General features: G+C 57.7%; 17 protein-coding genes. 12 read left to right on the plus strand and 5 right to left on the minus strand.

The features are described 5' to 3' along the window. Positions 1-144 precede the first annotated feature (144 nt). Entirely contained in the window at positions 145-1,239 is a 1,095-nt protein-coding gene (gene apbC / locus ACZ9IM_RS16160; RefSeq protein WP_008069516.1) for an iron-sulfur cluster carrier protein ApbC, read from the minus strand. Between the two features lie 330 nt (positions 1,240-1,569). On the opposite strand from apbC, the gene metG reads away from it, so the two are divergent. From metG to ACZ9IM_RS16200, 8 genes are all read left to right on the plus strand, one after another. Next, positions 1,570-3,621, plus strand: a complete 2,052-nt coding sequence (gene metG, locus ACZ9IM_RS16165; protein ID WP_008069514.1) for a methionine--tRNA ligase — start codon at positions 1,570-1,572, stop codon at positions 3,619-3,621. A 185-nt stretch (positions 3,622-3,806) separates the two neighbouring features. Then, positions 3,807-4,376 (plus strand): Rnf-Nqr domain containing protein, encoded by a 570-nt coding sequence (locus ACZ9IM_RS16170; protein WP_427622962.1) that lies wholly within the window; start codon positions 3,807-3,809, stop codon positions 4,374-4,376. Then, on the plus strand, positions 4,373-5,380 hold the full coding sequence (gene rsxB, locus ACZ9IM_RS16175; protein WP_427622963.1) for an electron transport complex subunit RsxB: 1,008 nt from the start codon (positions 4,373-4,375) through the stop codon (positions 5,378-5,380). Before ACZ9IM_RS16170 ends, rsxB begins: the two co-directional genes overlap by 4 nt. Beyond that, complete coding sequence (locus ACZ9IM_RS16180; RefSeq protein ID WP_476224461.1) at positions 5,367-6,359, plus strand: RnfABCDGE type electron transport complex subunit D; 993 nt, start codon at positions 5,367-5,369, stop codon at positions 6,357-6,359. Before rsxB ends, ACZ9IM_RS16180 begins: the two co-directional genes overlap by 14 nt. Then, positions 6,356-6,967 carry an RnfABCDGE type electron transport complex subunit G gene (locus ACZ9IM_RS16185; RefSeq protein ID WP_427622965.1) on the plus strand — a complete coding sequence of 204 codons (612 nt, stop codon included), beginning with the start codon at positions 6,356-6,358 and terminating at the stop codon, positions 6,965-6,967. Before ACZ9IM_RS16180 ends, ACZ9IM_RS16185 begins: the two co-directional genes overlap by 4 nt. Beyond that, entirely contained in the window at positions 6,960-7,550 is a 591-nt protein-coding gene (locus ACZ9IM_RS16190) for an Rnf-Nqr domain containing protein (RefSeq protein WP_476224462.1), read from the plus strand. Before ACZ9IM_RS16185 ends, ACZ9IM_RS16190 begins: the two co-directional genes overlap by 8 nt. 25 nt (positions 7,551-7,575) lie before the next feature. Continuing rightward, the gene (gene nth, locus ACZ9IM_RS16195; protein ID WP_007938911.1) at positions 7,576-8,214 is read left to right on the plus strand and encodes an endonuclease III; all 639 of its coding nucleotides are present in this window, start codon (positions 7,576-7,578) and stop codon (positions 8,212-8,214) included. Between the two features lie 108 nt (positions 8,215-8,322). Beyond that, positions 8,323-8,502, plus strand: coding sequence for a PA3496 family putative envelope integrity protein (locus ACZ9IM_RS16200; RefSeq protein ID WP_007898493.1), 180 nt, complete (start codon positions 8,323-8,325; stop codon positions 8,500-8,502). A gap of 86 nt (positions 8,503-8,588) precedes the next feature. Here ACZ9IM_RS16200 and ACZ9IM_RS16205 read toward each other — a convergent pair whose 3' ends face one another. Then, complete coding sequence (locus ACZ9IM_RS16205) at positions 8,589-9,215, minus strand: response regulator transcription factor (protein ID WP_008069501.1); 627 nt, start codon at positions 9,213-9,215, stop codon at positions 8,589-8,591. A gap of 547 nt (positions 9,216-9,762) precedes the next feature. Between ACZ9IM_RS16205 and ACZ9IM_RS16210 the strand changes: the two genes are divergently transcribed. Continuing rightward, positions 9,763-10,344, plus strand: a complete 582-nt coding sequence (locus ACZ9IM_RS16210) for a hypothetical protein (protein WP_476224463.1) — start codon at positions 9,763-9,765, stop codon at positions 10,342-10,344. Positions 10,345-10,519: 175 nt separating this feature from the next. Here ACZ9IM_RS16210 and ACZ9IM_RS16215 read toward each other — a convergent pair whose 3' ends face one another. Both ACZ9IM_RS16215 and ACZ9IM_RS16220 read right to left on the minus strand, forming a co-directional pair. Beyond that, positions 10,520-11,737, minus strand: coding sequence for an argininosuccinate synthase (locus ACZ9IM_RS16215; RefSeq protein WP_008009296.1), 1,218 nt, complete (start codon positions 11,735-11,737; stop codon positions 10,520-10,522). A 129-nt stretch (positions 11,738-11,866) separates the two neighbouring features. Continuing rightward, positions 11,867-12,775, minus strand: a complete 909-nt coding sequence (locus ACZ9IM_RS16220; RefSeq protein WP_427622968.1) for a flagellar protein MotY — start codon at positions 12,773-12,775, stop codon at positions 11,867-11,869. Between the two features lie 157 nt (positions 12,776-12,932). Here ACZ9IM_RS16220 and pyrC point away from each other — a divergent pair, with 157 nt between their 5' ends. Together pyrC and rnt are read left to right on the plus strand one after the other, a co-directional pair. After that, positions 12,933-13,979 (plus strand): dihydroorotase, encoded by a 1,047-nt coding sequence (pyrC, locus tag ACZ9IM_RS16225; RefSeq protein ID WP_427622969.1) that lies wholly within the window; start codon positions 12,933-12,935, stop codon positions 13,977-13,979. Then, on the plus strand, positions 13,976-14,653 hold the full coding sequence (rnt, locus tag ACZ9IM_RS16230; protein WP_008069497.1) for a ribonuclease T: 678 nt from the start codon (positions 13,976-13,978) through the stop codon (positions 14,651-14,653). The genes pyrC and rnt overlap by 4 nt, the downstream gene beginning before the upstream one ends. Before the next feature lie 210 nt (positions 14,654-14,863). Here rnt and ACZ9IM_RS16235 read toward each other — a convergent pair whose 3' ends face one another. Then, on the minus strand, positions 14,864-15,466 hold the full coding sequence (locus ACZ9IM_RS16235; RefSeq protein WP_007898510.1) for a peroxiredoxin: 603 nt from the start codon (positions 15,464-15,466) through the stop codon (positions 14,864-14,866). 326 nt (positions 15,467-15,792) lie between these two features. Here ACZ9IM_RS16235 and ACZ9IM_RS16240 point away from each other — a divergent pair, with 326 nt between their 5' ends. After that, positions 15,793-16,011 (plus strand): bacterioferritin-associated ferredoxin, encoded by a 219-nt coding sequence (locus ACZ9IM_RS16240; RefSeq protein ID WP_123500682.1) that lies wholly within the window; start codon positions 15,793-15,795, stop codon positions 16,009-16,011. The last annotated feature ends 179 nt before the right edge of the window (positions 16,012-16,190 follow it).

Below are 16,190 nucleotides of genomic sequence, written 5' to 3' on the forward strand. Positions count from 1 at the left end.
GGTTTTCTTATTGGGGGGGGGGGGTGGGGTTATAACCCCACTAAAACCGCCCGCCCCCCCCTGTCCGCGCCCCCCCCCCTACTGTTGTACACCTATCCATGTAGGAGCTGTCGAGCGAAGCGAGGCTGCGATCTTTTCAGCGAATCAATCGTCGCTGACGGTAATGTTCGGCATCGCTGGCGTCGCCGCTTCCTGCAACACAATCCGCGCGCCGACATGGCGGGCCAGTTCCTGGTAAACCATCGCGATCTGGCTGTCCGGCTCGGCGATCACCGTTGGCTTGCCGCCATCGGCCTGTTCGCGGATCAGCATCGACAGTGGCAACGAAGCCAACAGTTCGACACCGTACTGGTTGGCCAGCTTCACACCGCCACCCTCACCGAACAGATGCTCGGCATGCCCGCAGTTGGAACAGATGTGCACGGCCATGTTTTCCACCACGCCCAGCACCGGGATGTTGACCTTGCGGAACATCTCCACGCCTTTGCGCGCGTCCAGCAATGCCAGATCCTGCGGGGTGGTCACGATCACCGCGCCGGCCACCGGGACTTTCTGCGCCAGGGTCAACTGGATATCGCCGGTGCCTGGCGGCATGTCGATGACCAGGTAATCCAGATCGCCCCAGGCCGTTTGCGTGACCAGTTGCAACAAGGCGCCGGACACCATCGGCCCGCGCCAGACCATCGGCGTGTTGTCGTCGGTCAGGAACGCCATGGACATCACTTCGACACCATGGGACTCAATAGGAATGAACCACTTCTGATCCTTGACCTTTGGTCGGGTACCTTCAGGGATGCCGAACATGATGCCCTGGCTCGGACCGTAGATATCCGCGTCGAGAATCCCGACTTTGGCGCCTTCACGGGCCAGCGCGAGGGCCAGGTTGGCAGCCGTGGTGGACTTGCCCACGCCACCCTTGCCGGACGCTACGGCCACGACGTTCTTGACGTTGGCCAACCCCGGGATCTGTGCCTGGGCCTTGTGCGCGGCAATCACACTGGTGATCTCGACGCGCGCGGTGACGACGCCGTCCAGGCCTTCGATGGCCAGTTGCAACAACTGCGCCCAGCCGCTTTTGAACAAACCGGCGGCATAGCCCAGCTCCAGCTGGACGCTGACGCGATCACCCTGGATGTCGATGCTGCGCACGCACCCGGCGCTGACCGGGTCCTGGTTCAGGTAAGGGTCGGTGTATTGGCGAAGGACGGCTTCCACCGCTGCGCGATTGACGGCGCTCATGGGCAACTCCGATAGCAAGACTGGAAAATCAGGCGGGTATCGTACGCCGGACACACATTTGTGGCGAACAGATTACTGCGGCCAGAGAGCTTACCTGTGGCGAGGGGGCTTGCCCCCGTTCGGCTGCGTAGCAGTCGCAATACTGGAGAATGCGGAGTATCTGTCAAATCGCGGTCGCTGGTTCGGGGGGCGGCTTGGCCACCCAACGGGGGCAAGCCCCCTCGCCACAAAAGCTCTTTTGCAACAATAAGCCTTCAGGTCGCAGGGGTGAAAAATATGCGCCGGCGCTTTATAGTGGCCGACCTCCGTTTCATCAAGTAGCCGAGCCCCATGTCCGAGCCACGCAAGATCCTCGTCACCAGCGCCCTGCCCTATGCCAATGGTTCGATCCACCTCGGCCATATGCTGGAATACATCCAGACCGATATGTGGGTGCGCTTCCAGAAGCATCGCGGTAATCAATGCATTTATGTCTGCGCCGACGACGCCCACGGTTCGGCCATCATGTTGCGCGCGGAAAAGGAAGGCATCACCCCGGAACAACTGATCGCCAACGTCCAGGCTGAACACAGCGCCGACTTTGCCGAGTTCCTGGTGGACTTCGACAACTTCCACTCCACTCACGCCGAAGAAAACCGTGAGCTGTCGAGCCAGATCTACCTGAAGCTGCGCGACGCCGGGCACATCGCCACGCGCTCGATCACTCAGTACTTCGACCCGGAAAAGAAAATGTTCCTGGCCGACCGCTTCATCAAGGGCACCTGCCCGAAATGCGGCACCGAAGACCAGTACGGCGACAACTGCGAAAAATGCGGCGCGACCTACGCGCCGACCGATCTGAAGGATCCGAAATCGGCCATCTCCGGCGCCACCCCGGTGCTCAAGGATTCCCAGCACTTCTTCTTCAAGCTGCCGGACTTCCAGGAAATGCTGCAAGCCTGGACCCGCAGTGGCACGTTGCAAGAGGCCGTGGCCAACAAGATCGCCGAGTGGCTGGATGCCGGCCTGCAACAGTGGGACATTTCCCGCGATGCGCCGTACTTCGGCTTCGAGATTCCCGACGAGCCGGGCAAATATTTCTACGTGTGGCTGGATGCGCCAATCGGCTACATGGCCAGCTTCAAGAACCTCTGCGCCCGCCGTCCGGACCTGGACTTCGACGCGTTCTGGGGCAAGGATTCCACCGCCGAGCTGTACCATTTCATCGGCAAGGACATCGTCAACTTCCACGCCCTGTTCTGGCCAGCCATGCTTGAAGGCGCCGGTTTCCGCAAACCGACCGGCATCAACGTACACGGCTACCTGACCGTCAACGGCCAGAAGATGTCCAAGTCCCGCGGCACGTTCGTCAAGGCGCGGACTTACCTGGATCACCTGTCGCCGGAATACCTGCGCTACTACTACGCCGCCAAGCTGGGCCGTGGCGTCGATGACCTGGACCTGAACCTCGAAGACTTCGTGCAGAAGGTCAACTCCGACCTGGTCGGCAAAGTCGTCAACATCGCCAGCCGTTGCGCCGGTTTCATTCATAAAGGTAATGCTGGTGTACTGGTAGCCGGCAACGCCGCGCCGGAACTGACCGACGCTTTCCTGGCCGCAGCGCCAAGCATTGCCGATGCCTATGAGGCTCGCGACTTCGCACGTGCCATGCGCGAAATCATGGGCCTGGCCGACCGCGCCAACGCCTGGATCGCCGACAAGGCACCGTGGTCGCTGAACAAACAGGAAGGCAAGCAGGATGAAGTCCAGGCTATTTGCGCCTTGGGCATCAACCTGTTCCGCCAACTGGTGATTTTCCTCAAACCGGTACTGCCGCTGCTGGCCGCCGATGCCGAGGCGTTCCTGAACGTCGCCCCGCTGACCTGGAACGATCACGCGACCTTGCTCAGCAACCATCAGCTGAACGAGTTCAAACCGTTGATGACCCGCATCGACCCGGTAAAAGTACAAGCCATGACCGACGCCTCGAAAGAAGACCTGACCGCCAGCGCAACCGACACCGGCGAAGCTGCGCCCGCCGGCAACGGTGAACTGGCCAAGGATCCGCTGTCGCCAGAGATCGAGTTCGACACCTTTGCCGCTGTAGACCTGCGCGTTGCGCTGATCGTCAAGGCCGAAGCCGTGGAAGGTGCCGACAAATTGCTGCGCCTGACCCTGGACATCGGTGACGAGCAACGCAACGTGTTCTCCGGGATCAAGAGCGCTTACCCGGACCCGTCCAAGCTCAATGGTCGCCTGACCATGATGATCGCCAACCTCAAGCCCCGCAAAATGAAATTCGGGATCTCTGAAGGCATGGTGATGGCGGCAGGCCCTGGCGGTGAAGAAATCTACCTGCTGAGCCCCGACAGCGGCGCCAAGCCGGGTCAACGCATCAAGTAAGGCTCGATCCGCTGGACCGATCCCACAGTCGTGCCTGGCATGACTGTGGGTTTTTCATGTCTGGCCCATACTATCTCTCAACTCCTGCCTCACCTTGTAGGAGCTGTCGCAGCCTGCGGCAGCGCCTACAGATTTACCCAGCAGCCCAACGATGTGTGGACACGGACGCTTCAGGTAGACCGATCATGACCGAACTGCTTCTTACGCTTATCAGCGCTGCCCTGATCAACAACCTCGTGTTGCACTGGCCGCTGGGCGTCGATCCGGTGCTGGGCAGCGAGCGGCCACAGGTCCATGCGCTGGGCATCGCGACAACGTGTCTGATGCTGATCGTCGGCGCACTTGGCTATGCGCTCTACCACTGGCTATTAGTGCCATTGGGGCTGACGTCGCTGCGTCTGTTCGTGTTCCTGCCGTTGAGCGTTCTGCTGATCGCCCCCCTGCTGAAGCTGCTTTCACGGTTATTGGCGAAGCTTTCATTTGATGGCCTCTGGCCCCTGCTGCTGGGGAATGCCGGGGTGCTTGGGCTGACGCTGCTCAACGCTCAAGAAGACAAGGGAATTTTCCACGCCATAGCCCTGAGCCTTGGCGCCGGACTGGGTTTCTGGCTGGTGCTGAGTCTGTTCAGCGACTTGCGCCAGCGCACACTCGACAACGATATCCCCCTGCCCTTTCGCGGCCTGCCGATCGAATTGATCGGCGCCGGATTGATCGCGGTGATTTTTCTCGGATTCAGCGGGCTGATCAAAACATGAGTCTGATTCAACGCATCGACGCCCTCTTGCCGCAGACTCAATGCGGCAAGTGTGGTCACCCCGGATGTAAACCCTACGCCGAAGGTATCGCCAGCGGCGAGCCGATCAACAAGTGCCCACCGGGCGGCAGCGAAACCATCGCGGCCCTGGCCGACCTGCTGAAAGTGCCGGTGCTGGAACTGGACGTCAGTCGCGGTTCGGCACCAGCGCAGATCGCTTACATCCGTGAAGCCGAATGCATCGGCTGCACCAAGTGCATCCAGGCCTGCCCGGTCGACGCCATTGTCGGCGCGGCGAAATTCATGCACACGGTCATCGTCGACGAATGCACCGGTTGCGACCTCTGCGTGGCGCCCTGCCCGGTGGATTGCATCGAGATGCATCCGTTACCGTTGGCCACGGTGCTGCCGATTGTCGGCGGGCTGGCGTTCAGCCTGGAGGAACAACAGGCCCGGGCCGCCAAACGCAATCACGCGCGACGCCGATTCGAACAGCGCAATGCCCGTTTGCATCGCGAAGAGGAACAGAAGCTCGCCGAACGCCAGGCCCGCGCCCAACGCGCCGTGCAGCACAGCGAAGTGACGCTCGACCCGGTTCAGGCCGCGCTCGAGCGCGTCCGCGCACAGAAGACCGACAATGCCGATGCTGCGCTGAAAAAGGCCAAGGTCGATCTGGCGATGAGCCGGGCGCAGCTGAACAAGTCGCTCAAGGCCTTCGGGCATCCGCCGACCTTCGAACAGCAATCGCAACTGATCGTGCTGCAACAGCAGTTCGAAGCCGCCGAACAGGCGCTGGCGCAACTGGAGAGCAGCGCACCGCCGGTCTCTGCACCACCTGCCCCGGCAAAAGATGCCGAGCTGAAACGGGCAAAGATCCAGCTGGCCATGCGCCGCGCCGAACTCAAGAAAGCTCAAACAAGCGAGGCGCCGGCCGAACAGATTGAAGCGTTGCAACATGCGCTCAGCGAAGCCGAGCGTCAGGTGGATGCCTATGCCGCCCCTTGAATCGGTGGACGAACGCCTTCAACAGGCCATGAAGCTGGTATTGCTGGCCACCGCGCCGGGGATGCTGATGTTGTTCTGGCTGTATGGCTGGGGCGTATTGATCAACCTGATTCTGACAGCGGCAACAGCGTTGGCCGTTGAAGCGGCGGTGTTGCAGCTGCGCAAGCAACCGGTAAAACCGACGTTGAGCGACGGCAGTGCGTTGGTCAGCGCGACGCTGCTGGCGCTGGCCTTGCCGCCTTACTGCCCGTGGTGGTTGACGGTCAGTGCTGCGGCGTTCGGACTGTTTTTCGGCAAGCACTTGTATGGCGGTGTCGGCAAGAATCCGTTCAATCCGGCGATGCTCGGTTTCGCGATGGTCCTGGTGATGTTTCCCCAGCCAATGACCCATTGGCCGGCGTCCCATGGCATGGATTTGTTCGGTGGGCTGCAACAGGTGTTCGGCTTCAGCTTCGGCCAGACACCCGATGCGTGGGCTCAGGCCACGGCGCTGGACAGTCTGCGAATCAACAAAAGCCTGACCATGGAAGAACTGTTCGCCGGCAATCCGGCATTCGGCCGTTTCGGCGGCCGAGGCGTGGAATGGGTCAACCTGGCGTTTCTGGCGGGCGGTGCGTTTCTGCTGCAGCGGCGGGTGTTCAGCTGGCATGCCCCGGTCGGCATGCTCGCCAGCCTGTTCATCATCAGCCTGTTGTGTTGGAACGGTACGGGCTCCGACTCTCATGGCTCGCCACTGTTTCATCTGCTCACCGGCGCGAGCATGCTCGGTGCCTTCTTCATCGTGACGGAACCGATATCCGGCGCGAAAAACCCCATGGCCCGATTACTGTTCGGCGCAGGCGTGGGATTGCTGACTTATCTGATTCGGACGTGGGGCGGGTATCCGGACGGCGTGGCCTTTGCGGTTCTGCTGATGAACCTCTGTGTACCGGCGCTGGAACGGTTTGCGGCGTCCAGACAGGAACAGGTTGCCCCATGAACCGAGCGACGAGCGTTGTGATTCTGGTAGTGCTGGCGGGCCTGGGGATGGGCGCGACTTACCTCGTGCAGCACACCAGTGCCGCGCGCATTGCCGCCGAACAACGCCTGATCGACAGCCGCCGGTTACTGGATCTGCTACCGCCCGACAGCTACGACAATCAGCCACTGGAACAATCCCTCAGCGTCGAAAACACTCGCTTGGCCAACAGCACACTGCTGGGTGGCTATCTGGCTTCCAAGGCCGGCCAACCGAGCGCCGTGTTGCTGCGCAGCCAGACTCTGGGCTACGCCGGCTCCATCGAATTGCTGATCGCCATCGACCGCCAAGGCAAGTTAGTGGGGGTCAAAACCCTCAAGCAATCGGAAACCCCAGGGCTGGGCGGCAAGCTCGCCGACTGGCCCAATGCCTGGCTTGAGGTGTTTACCCGCAAGTCTCTAACCGACCCCGATGACAATGGCTGGGCCTTGAAAAAGGACCAAGGGCAATTCGATCAGATTGCGGGCGCGACCATCACCTCAAGAGCGGTGATCAATGCCACCCATGACGCGTTACGCTACTTCGACGAACACCGGCAACCGCTGATCGGGAGCAGCGCCCATGAATAAGTCATCGACCCTGCAAAACTCGCTGATGCTTACGCCGTTGATCGGCGTTACGGATTCATTGGTAACGGCCCTGGGCCTGTGGCTGATGTTTGCTCTGGTATTCAGTGCTTATGGTTTAAGCATGGGCGTTTTGCGCTCGCGACTGATGCCGACAACACATTTGCTGGCATGCCTCCTGCTGGCCGCCACGCTGACCAGTTGCGCGGAACTCGCCATGCAAGCCTGGTCGCTCCAATGGCACCAGCAGCTGGGTTTCTACGCAGGATTGATCGCCCTGCAATGCGTTGTGCTGGAACACAACGGTTTTTTCCACAGCCCACCGCGTGTTCGACTGCGTCTGTGTGGCTTGTTCGGCGCCTTGATGGTGGGCTTGGGTCTGCTGCGTGAGCTTATCGGCAACGGAACACTCGGTAGCCATCTTTCCTGGATGGCCGGTGCCACGCAACCGGACTGGCAAGGCTGGACGCTGATCGTCGACGGTGGCCTGCATCTGGCCACACTGGCCCCTGGCGGGTTTATTCTGCTGGGACTATTGATCGCCGCACATCAAGCCTGGACCCGCCGCCCGGCGGCATCACATTGACCGCCTTCGAGGAAACGCATCGCCCATGAATGCCGCAAAACGTCTTGAAATTTTCCGCAGGTTTCACGAAGACAACCCTGAACCGAAGACCGAACTGGCCTACTCCTCACCGTTCGAATTGTTGATCGCCGTGATTCTCTCGGCGCAATCGACCGATGTCGGCGTGAACAAGGCCACCGCCAAACTGTTCCCGGTGGCCAATACGCCAGCGGCGATCCATGCCTTGGGCGTCGAAGGGCTGTCGGAGTACATCAAGACCATCGGCCTGTTTAACAGCAAAGCGAAAAACGTGATCGAAACCTGTCGCTTGCTGGTGGAGCGCCATGGAGGTGAAGTACCGCAGACTCGCGAGGCGCTGGAGGCTTTACCCGGTGTCGGTCGCAAGACCGCCAACGTGGTGCTCAATACCGCCTTTCGTCAGCTGACCATGGCCGTGGACACTCACATTTTCCGGGTCAGTAATCGTACCGGCATTGCTCCGGGCAAGAACGTGGTCGAGGTGGAGCAAAAACTGATGAAGTTCGTGCCCAAGGAATATCTGCTCGACGCCCATCACTGGCTGATTCTTCATGGCCGCTACGTTTGCCTGGCCCGCAAGCCGCGTTGTGGCAGTTGCCGGATCGAGGATTTGTGCGAATACAAGCAAAAGACCTCGGACGATTGAGGCTCTATTAGTTTTTTTGATTGATCGATTGAAAAAATCTTTTTTACCCGCCGGGAAATTGTCGATATAAGGAGCGCCAAAGGGCAGCCTTAGCCTGGAGTTAACCTTATGAGCACTGGCAAAGAGCAATTGGACGTAGAAGACGACTTCACCCCCGTTGAGGCCGATGACGCAGAGCCGGTAGTGGAAGTGGCAAAGACCAACCTGAGCAAACGCCGCACCATCGACAACCTGCTGGAGGAGCGCCGACTGCAGAAGCAATTGGCCGATTACGATTTTGACTTATGACACTTAAAAGCCTCCCGAAACGGAGGCTTTTTACTAAGTGCCGCCCCCTGACAAACACCTGTTCATCGCGCCAAATGCTGGCAGCTTCATACCAGGCCGTTGCGCTGGGCCAATTCAATCAGGTCGACCAGTGAGCGAGCATTGAGCTTTAACAGAAGACGAGTCTTATAAGTACTAACGGTTTTATTGCTGAGGAACATTCCGTCGGCGATCTCCTTGTTTGTCTTTCCTCGGGCCAATTGTTGCAAGACCATCATCTCTCGCCCGGACAAACGATCCACCATATCAGCCTCACTGGCGTTCCCAAGACTGGAACGCACGGTATGCAGAGCCTGATTAGGAAAGTAGCTGTAGCCTGACAGCACGGCTTTTATTGCACTGAGCAACTCAGTGAGATCCTGCTGTTTGCAAACATATCCGGCGGCACCCGATTGCATGCAACGCATGGAAAAATGCCCTGGCGCCTGGGATGTCAATATCAGTACTTTAAGAGGCATCGCCGTTGATGTCAGGCGCGCGATAACTTCCAACCCATCCAGTTTCGGTATTCCAATATCCAGTATGACAATATCCGGCATAAGATCACGGGCAAGTTGTAATGCGTCCACACCATTATCTGTTTCTGCAATGACTTCGTAGCCATGACGTTCCATTAGCATACGTACCGCAAGACGAATGACGGGGTGATCATCCACGATCAGCACTTTATTCATGGGCAAGTCCAATTTTCGCTGTTCGAATTTTTAGAGCCCGCACCATAGCCTAGTCGTTTCACCCATGGCACGCCGTCACCCTCGGCCACTCGCAGCGAGAGACATGGCCTACAAACAACACGGATTATTCCTACAAAAAATCATTGCCATACGAAGAAGCAGAGATTTTACTGACCTACTATTGTTCAGTGCCTCGGCAGTTTTTTTGTATCGACTTACAACCAAAAAACGACAAAAAACAGTGTCGACGCATTAATCCACGATGCGCCGACTATTGAGCTACCCTTAAAAGTAACGGGTATTTTCCAGTACCTTCTTGCGCAATCTGGCTCAACAATCGAAAAAGCTCACACACCGTAACACTTGACCAATAACATAGCGCCATCAAAACAATTAAACAGCCATACCCGAACCCGCAACAATACAGCTACTATAACAACCTCACCACGCTAATAAAAACAGTTCAATACAACAGCAGAACAACCTGATATTAGTTATTACAACCATAAACCAATCGAGAAAAGACAATATTCAATGAGCATACAATATGATAAAACTCAAAAAAAGAATCACCAACCCCATGACAATTATTGCCATATTTGCAGCACTGTCTGAAACATCGGCCGCCGTATCCCTACCCTTTCTCGACAATGAGGAGAGGGAGCTCTATGTGTGGTTCCTGATCAGTTTTCCCTTTTATTTGCTTTTTCTTTTCTTCGTTACTCTCAACTTCAACTATCGATCGCTTTACGCGCCCTCCGATTTTGTGAAGGGAAAGCATTTCATAAAAGCCATGGAGAACGTTCATCATCCGAGTAACAGCCCATCCAGCGTAGCGCCCGAAAACTCGACCCAGCACCATGTAAACCTGCCTGCCCCCCTAAAGGATCTGCACATCGTCGATGCACGGTGGATACACAAAAAAATGGCGTTCAGCGCCTTGATGGAGAGCATTCAGTACCCTGCGGACAATCCCGCACAAGTGATCGTATTTCTCACGTGTACCGATTCGGATAAATTGCTGAAGGCAAACACGCTCAAACATTGGAAACACATGAAGAAACGCAACAGCGCAACGTTCTGTATTTCTTACAATTTGAGCTCACAGGGCGTGACGATTATGGGCTAGGTATTGAACTGTCGCACATCAGAAAGGCAGCCCTTGAAGCAGATCAAGGACAGGAAGCAGAAGGAACGGTCAGCGGAAACAAGAAGAAAGCGAAACGTTATATGCAGCAGCCCCTCTTTCAAATTTGTGGCCTTGTCATCAACAAGGCCACAAATTCATTACCGACTCAAAGGCCTCAGAAAAGCTTGCGGCCCTTGTTCGCCGCGATACGCATACGCAGGGCGTTGAGCTTGATGAAGCCCGCCGCGTCGGCCTGGTTGTAGGCGCCGCCATCTTCCTCGAAGGTCGCGATGTTGGCGTCGAACAACGACTCGTCGGACTTGCGGCCGGTGACGATCACATTGCCCTTGTACAGTTTCAGGCGCACTACGCCGTTCACGTGGGCCTGGGAAGCATCGATCATCTGTTGCAGCATCAGACGCTCAGGGCTCCACCAGTAACCGGTGTAGATCAGGCTGGCGTATTTAGGCATCAGCTCGTCTTTGAGGTGAGCCACTTCGCGGTCCAGAGTGATCGATTCGATCGCGCGGTGAGCGCGCAGCATGATGGTGCCGCCCGGGGTCTCGTAGCAGCCGCGGGACTTCATGCCGACGTAGCGGTTTTCGACGATGTCCAGACGGCCGATACCGTGTTCGCCACCGATCCGGTTCAAGGTCGCCAGCACGGTGGCCGGGGTCATTTCGACGCCGTCCAGTGCGACGATGTCGCCGTTGCGGTAGGTCAGTTCCAGGTACTGCGCTTTATCAGGAGCCTTCTCCGGGGAGACGGTCCAACGCCACATGTCTTCTTCGTGCTCGGTCCAGGTGTCTTCCAGCACGCCGCCTTCATAGGAGATGTGCAGCAGGTTGGCATCCATCGAGTACGGGGATTTTTTCTTGCCGTGACGCTCGATCGGGATGTTGTGCTTTTCAGCGTAATCCATCAGCTTTTCACGGGAGAGCAGGTCCCATTCGCGCCACGGAGCGATCACTTTCACACCTGGCTTCAAAGCATAGGCGCCCAGTTCGAAACGAACCTGGTCGTTGCCCTTGCCGGTCGCGCCGTGGGAAATGGCGTCAGCGCCGGTTTCGTTGGCGATTTCGATCAAGCGCTTGGCGATCAACGGACGAGCGATGGAAGTACCCAGCAGGTACTCGCCTTCATAAACGGTGTTGGCGCGGAACATCGGGAACACGAAATCGCGCACGAATTCTTCGCGCAGATCGTCGATGTAGATTTCTTTTACGCCCATGGCCTGTGCCTTGGCGCGGGCCGGTTCGACCTCTTCGCCCTGACCCAGGTCAGCGGTGAAGGTCACTACTTCACAGTTATAAGTATCCTGCAGCCACTTGAGGATCACCGAAGTGTCCAGGCCGCCGGAATACGCCAGAACGACCTTGTTTACGTCCGCCATGCCATCACTCCACGGGGTTCTACGGAAAGCCGTCAAGTCTACCGCTCATGCAGAATAATTTACAGAGGCGCGACAGCTTATGACGACGAAGCGACAGATTATGTCGAGCGAGCGACGATTTCAGCGGGTTCAGGAGGTCTTCGCGCTGCCCGCGGAAGCAGTGGCTGGAGGCGCCGGTTGCTCGGTCGGCGCTACCCGTTCAAGACGTACGGCAACCCGGCGGTTCTTCGCTCGATTGGCGGCATTGTTGTTCGGTGCCAGAGGATAGCGCTCACCGTGAAAACGCAGGGTGATCTGCGATTCCTGGATACCATTGGCCTTGAAGAAATCCATCACGGCCAGCGCCCTGCGTCGTGATAGTTCGCGGTTGGTCAGGCGGTTGCCGCTGTTGTCGGAATGGCCGTCGAGCTCAATGTGGTTGACCGTCGGATCGGCTTTCATGAATTCCAGCATGACCTGCAAATGGGCCTTGGCTTGGGCGTCTAGATCGATGCCCTCCCCCGGAAAGCCGACTTCGGATTGCTTCACCTGCTCGAAATTCTGCGGCAGCAACTTGGCCACGCACCCCTGGTAGTCACTGTAGGCCTTGCTGAATTTGACCGGCAGCAGACGGACTTCAGACACTCGACCGTCTCCCGAGGAGTGTCGAACCACCGGGCTGCGACCGTCCATCAACCCGTTGATCAGGCGCCCGGCCTGAACTTGCGAGCTGTTGAACAGCACGTTGCCACTGCCGATTCGTACCGAGCCCAGGTTGATGTCGCCACGCCCCGGCTGCCATGGCGCAGCGGCCGCCAGCAAGGTCGCGGAACCGCCACCGATCATCGAGTTGTAGGCCTTCAAGCGAAATGTCGCCTGTTCGCCGGCACGACGCACGAACTCTCCCGAGCCGAAATCGGTGATGGGTTGAGTCAGGCGGCATTCGAACTTGTCACCTTCGACCGTCCACTCGATGCTCTCCAGACGGGTCTGGAAAGTGAGCGCCATCGCAGGAAGGCTGGCAAACACACTGAGCAAAGCTAAATAACGCTGGCGCACGGGAGGCTCCACTGGCTTGTGCAACAAAAAGACCGACACACACATTTACGGCATACCTGTTGGGTATCGGAAGGTTGCCGCAAAACTTGATAGCGAGTGCCTGCAAGAGTCTTTTCCGGTAGCATTCCCCTGAGTTCGACCCGCCTGGAATCCCCTCATGTCCGACCGCCTGACCCTGCTGCGTCCCGACGACTGGCATATTCATCTTCGCGATGGTGCTGTGTTGACCAATACCGTCGCGGATGTCGCGCGCACCTTTGGTCGCGCCATTATCATGCCCAACCTGGTACCACCGGTGCGCAACGCGGCTGAAGCCAATGGCTATCGCCAGCGGATTCTCGCCGCGCGTCCGGCCGGCAGCCGTTTCGAACCGCTGATGGTTCTGTACCTGACCGACCGCACCCAGCCCGAAGAAATTCGTGAGGCCAAGGCCAGCGGTTTCATTCACGCCGCCAAGTTGTACCCGGCCGGCGCGACCACCAACTCGGACTCTGGCGTCACCAGCATCGACAAGATTTTCCCTGCACTCGAGGCCATGGCCGACGTCGGGATGCCCTTGTTGGTTCACGGTGAAGTCACCCGTGGCGATGTCGACGTTTTCGATCGCGAAAAAATCTTCATCGACGAGCACATGCGTCGAGTGGTCGAGCGTTTTCCGACCCTCAAAGTGGTGTTCGAACACATCACCACCGCTGACGCCGTGCAGTTCGTCAACGAGGCTTCGGCCAACGTCGGCGCTACCATCACCGCGCATCACCTGCTGTACAACCGCAACCACATGCTGGTGGGCGGGATTCGGCCGCACTTCTATTGCCTGCCGATCCTCAAGCGCAATACTCACCAGGAAGCCCTGCTCGACGCCGCCACCAGTGGCAGCGACAAGTTCTTCCTCGGCACCGACTCGGCGCCCCATGCCCAGCACGCCAAAGAAGCGGCTTGCGGCTGTGCCGGTTGCTACACCGCTTATGCCGCAATCGAGATGTATGCCGAAGCCTTTGAACAGCGCAACGCGCTGGACAAGCTCGAAGCCTTCGCCAGCCTCAACGGCCCGCGCTTCTACGGCCTGCCGGTGAACACCGATCGCATCACCCTGGTCCGCGATGAGTGGACCGCCCCAACCAGCCTGCCGTTTGGCGAGCTGACTGTAATCCCGCTGCGCGCCGGTGAAAAACTGCGCTGGCGCCTGCTGGAGGAACACGCGTGAGTGAAGACCATTTCGACGACGAACAGGACGGTCAAGGCAACGGAGGTGGTCCTCGTCATCCAATGGCTGCCAGATTCCGTGGTTACCTGCCGGTTGTCGTCGACGTAGAAACCGGTGGCTTCAATTCGGCCACCGATGCCCTGCTGGAAATTGCGGCGACCACCATCGCCATGGACGAAAAGGGCTTTGTGTATCCCGATCACACCTACTTCTTCCGCGTCGAGCCATTTGAAGGCGCGAACATCGAAGCGGCCGCTCTGGAGTTCACCGGGATCAAGCTCGATCACCCGTTGCGCATGGCCGTGAGTGAAGAAGCAGCCCTGACTGATATTTTCCGCGGCATCCGCAAGGCCTTGAAAGCCAACGGCTGCAAACGGGCGATTCTGGTCGGGCACAACAGCAGCTTTGATCTGGGCTTCCTCAACGCCGCTGTCGCACGCCTGGACATGAAACGTAACCCGTTTCATCCATTTTCCAGCTTCGATACCGCGACCCTCGCAGGTCTGGCCTACGGTCAAACCGTATTGGCCAAGGCCTGTCAGGCAGCCGATATCGACTTCGACGGTCGCGAGGCTCATTCGGCTCGCTACGACACCGAGAAGACTGCCGAGCTGTTCTGCGGCATCGTCAATCGCTGGAAACAAATGGGCGGCTGGGAAGATTACAACGACTGATCCATCACTGATCTCTCGAGACGCAAACCTGTGGCGAGGGAGCTTGCTCCCGTCGGACTGCGCAGCAGTCCCATTCTTTCAGAAAGAGAGTGGGGCCGCTTCGCTGCCCAGCGGGAGCAAGCTCCCTCGCCACAAGTGAACAGCCTGGGTTTATCCCGCCCATAAAAAAACCGGCCTTGGCAGCCGGTTTTTTTATGCCTCGAACGTGCCTTACAGCGCAGCAGCGTTCTCGGTCAGGTAAGCCGCAACACCTTCGGTGGAAGCGGTCATGCCTTTGTCGCCTTTTTTCCAGTTGGCAGGGCAAACTTCGCCGTGCTCTTCGTGGAATTGCAGAGCGTCGACCAGACGGATCAGCTCTTCGATGTTACGGCCCAGCGGCAGGTCGTTGATGATCTGCGAGCGGACAACGCCTTTGTCGTCGATCAGGAACGCGCCACGGAAAGCCACGCCGCCTTCGGACTCAACGTCGTAGGCCTTGGCGATTTCGTGCTTCAGGTCGGCCGCCATGGTGTAGCGAACTTCGCCGATGCCACCATTGTTGACCGGGGTGTTGCGCCAGGCGTTGTGGGTGAAGTGCGAGTCGATCGAAACGGCTACCACTTCCACGTTGCGTGCCTTGAAATCAGACATGCGGTTGTCCAGAGCGATCAGCTCGGACGGGCAAACGAAGGTGAAGTCCAGTGGGTAGAAGAACACCAGGCCGTATTTGCCTTTGATGGCCGAGGACAGGGTGAAGCTGTCTACGATTTCGCCATTGCCGAGTACGGCCGGTACGGTGAAGTCAGGGGCTTGTTTGCCTACGAGTACGCTCATTGGATATCTCCTGGTGTAATAACGTTGAAGAACAGGGTTCATGCCAGCCTGCCACCCTCGTGGCGACAGCCCTGTGACACAAACCTGCTTCGCAAAAGGCCGACCATCATACACCGCGTTTTTCACCTGTCCTTAGCGCCTTAATGGTTTTTTTCCTGGAAGGTAAAAAGACCGCTGCTATATTTTTCTCCTGACAACGTGAGAAGAAACCGTTCGTCAGTCACATGCCCTTATGATGAAAACCTTTCAGAAACCACTTTGACAATCATTCTCGTTAACATTAAGATCCATCGCAATTGAGTCACAACCAGCGACGGTTTTCACTTATGTATGTCTGCCTCTGCACTGGCGTCACCGACGGTCAAATCCGCGATGCAATCTATGAAGGTTGCTGCAGCTACCGGGAAGTCCGTCAGGCCACCGGCGTTGCCAGCCAATGCGGTAAATGCGCCTGCCTTGCCAAGGAAGTGGTCCGCGAAACCCTGGGCAAACTGCAATCGGCCCAGGCGTCGATCCCCTACCCCGCAGAATTTACCGCCGCATAATTACCGTATTTCAAAGAACCGGACTTGATGTCCGGTTTTTTTATGTCTGAAAATCAACCGCTTAGGCGCTAGACGCGGAACACAAACATTCTTATTCCGATTAATTTTCATTTAAGTTTCAATAACTTAGGTTTGACACTCTTAATTACGCGGCTCAAACTCTGCCTTATAGACAGCTA

The sequence above is a fragment of the Pseudomonas sp. TE12508 genome, from assembly GCF_056279485.1.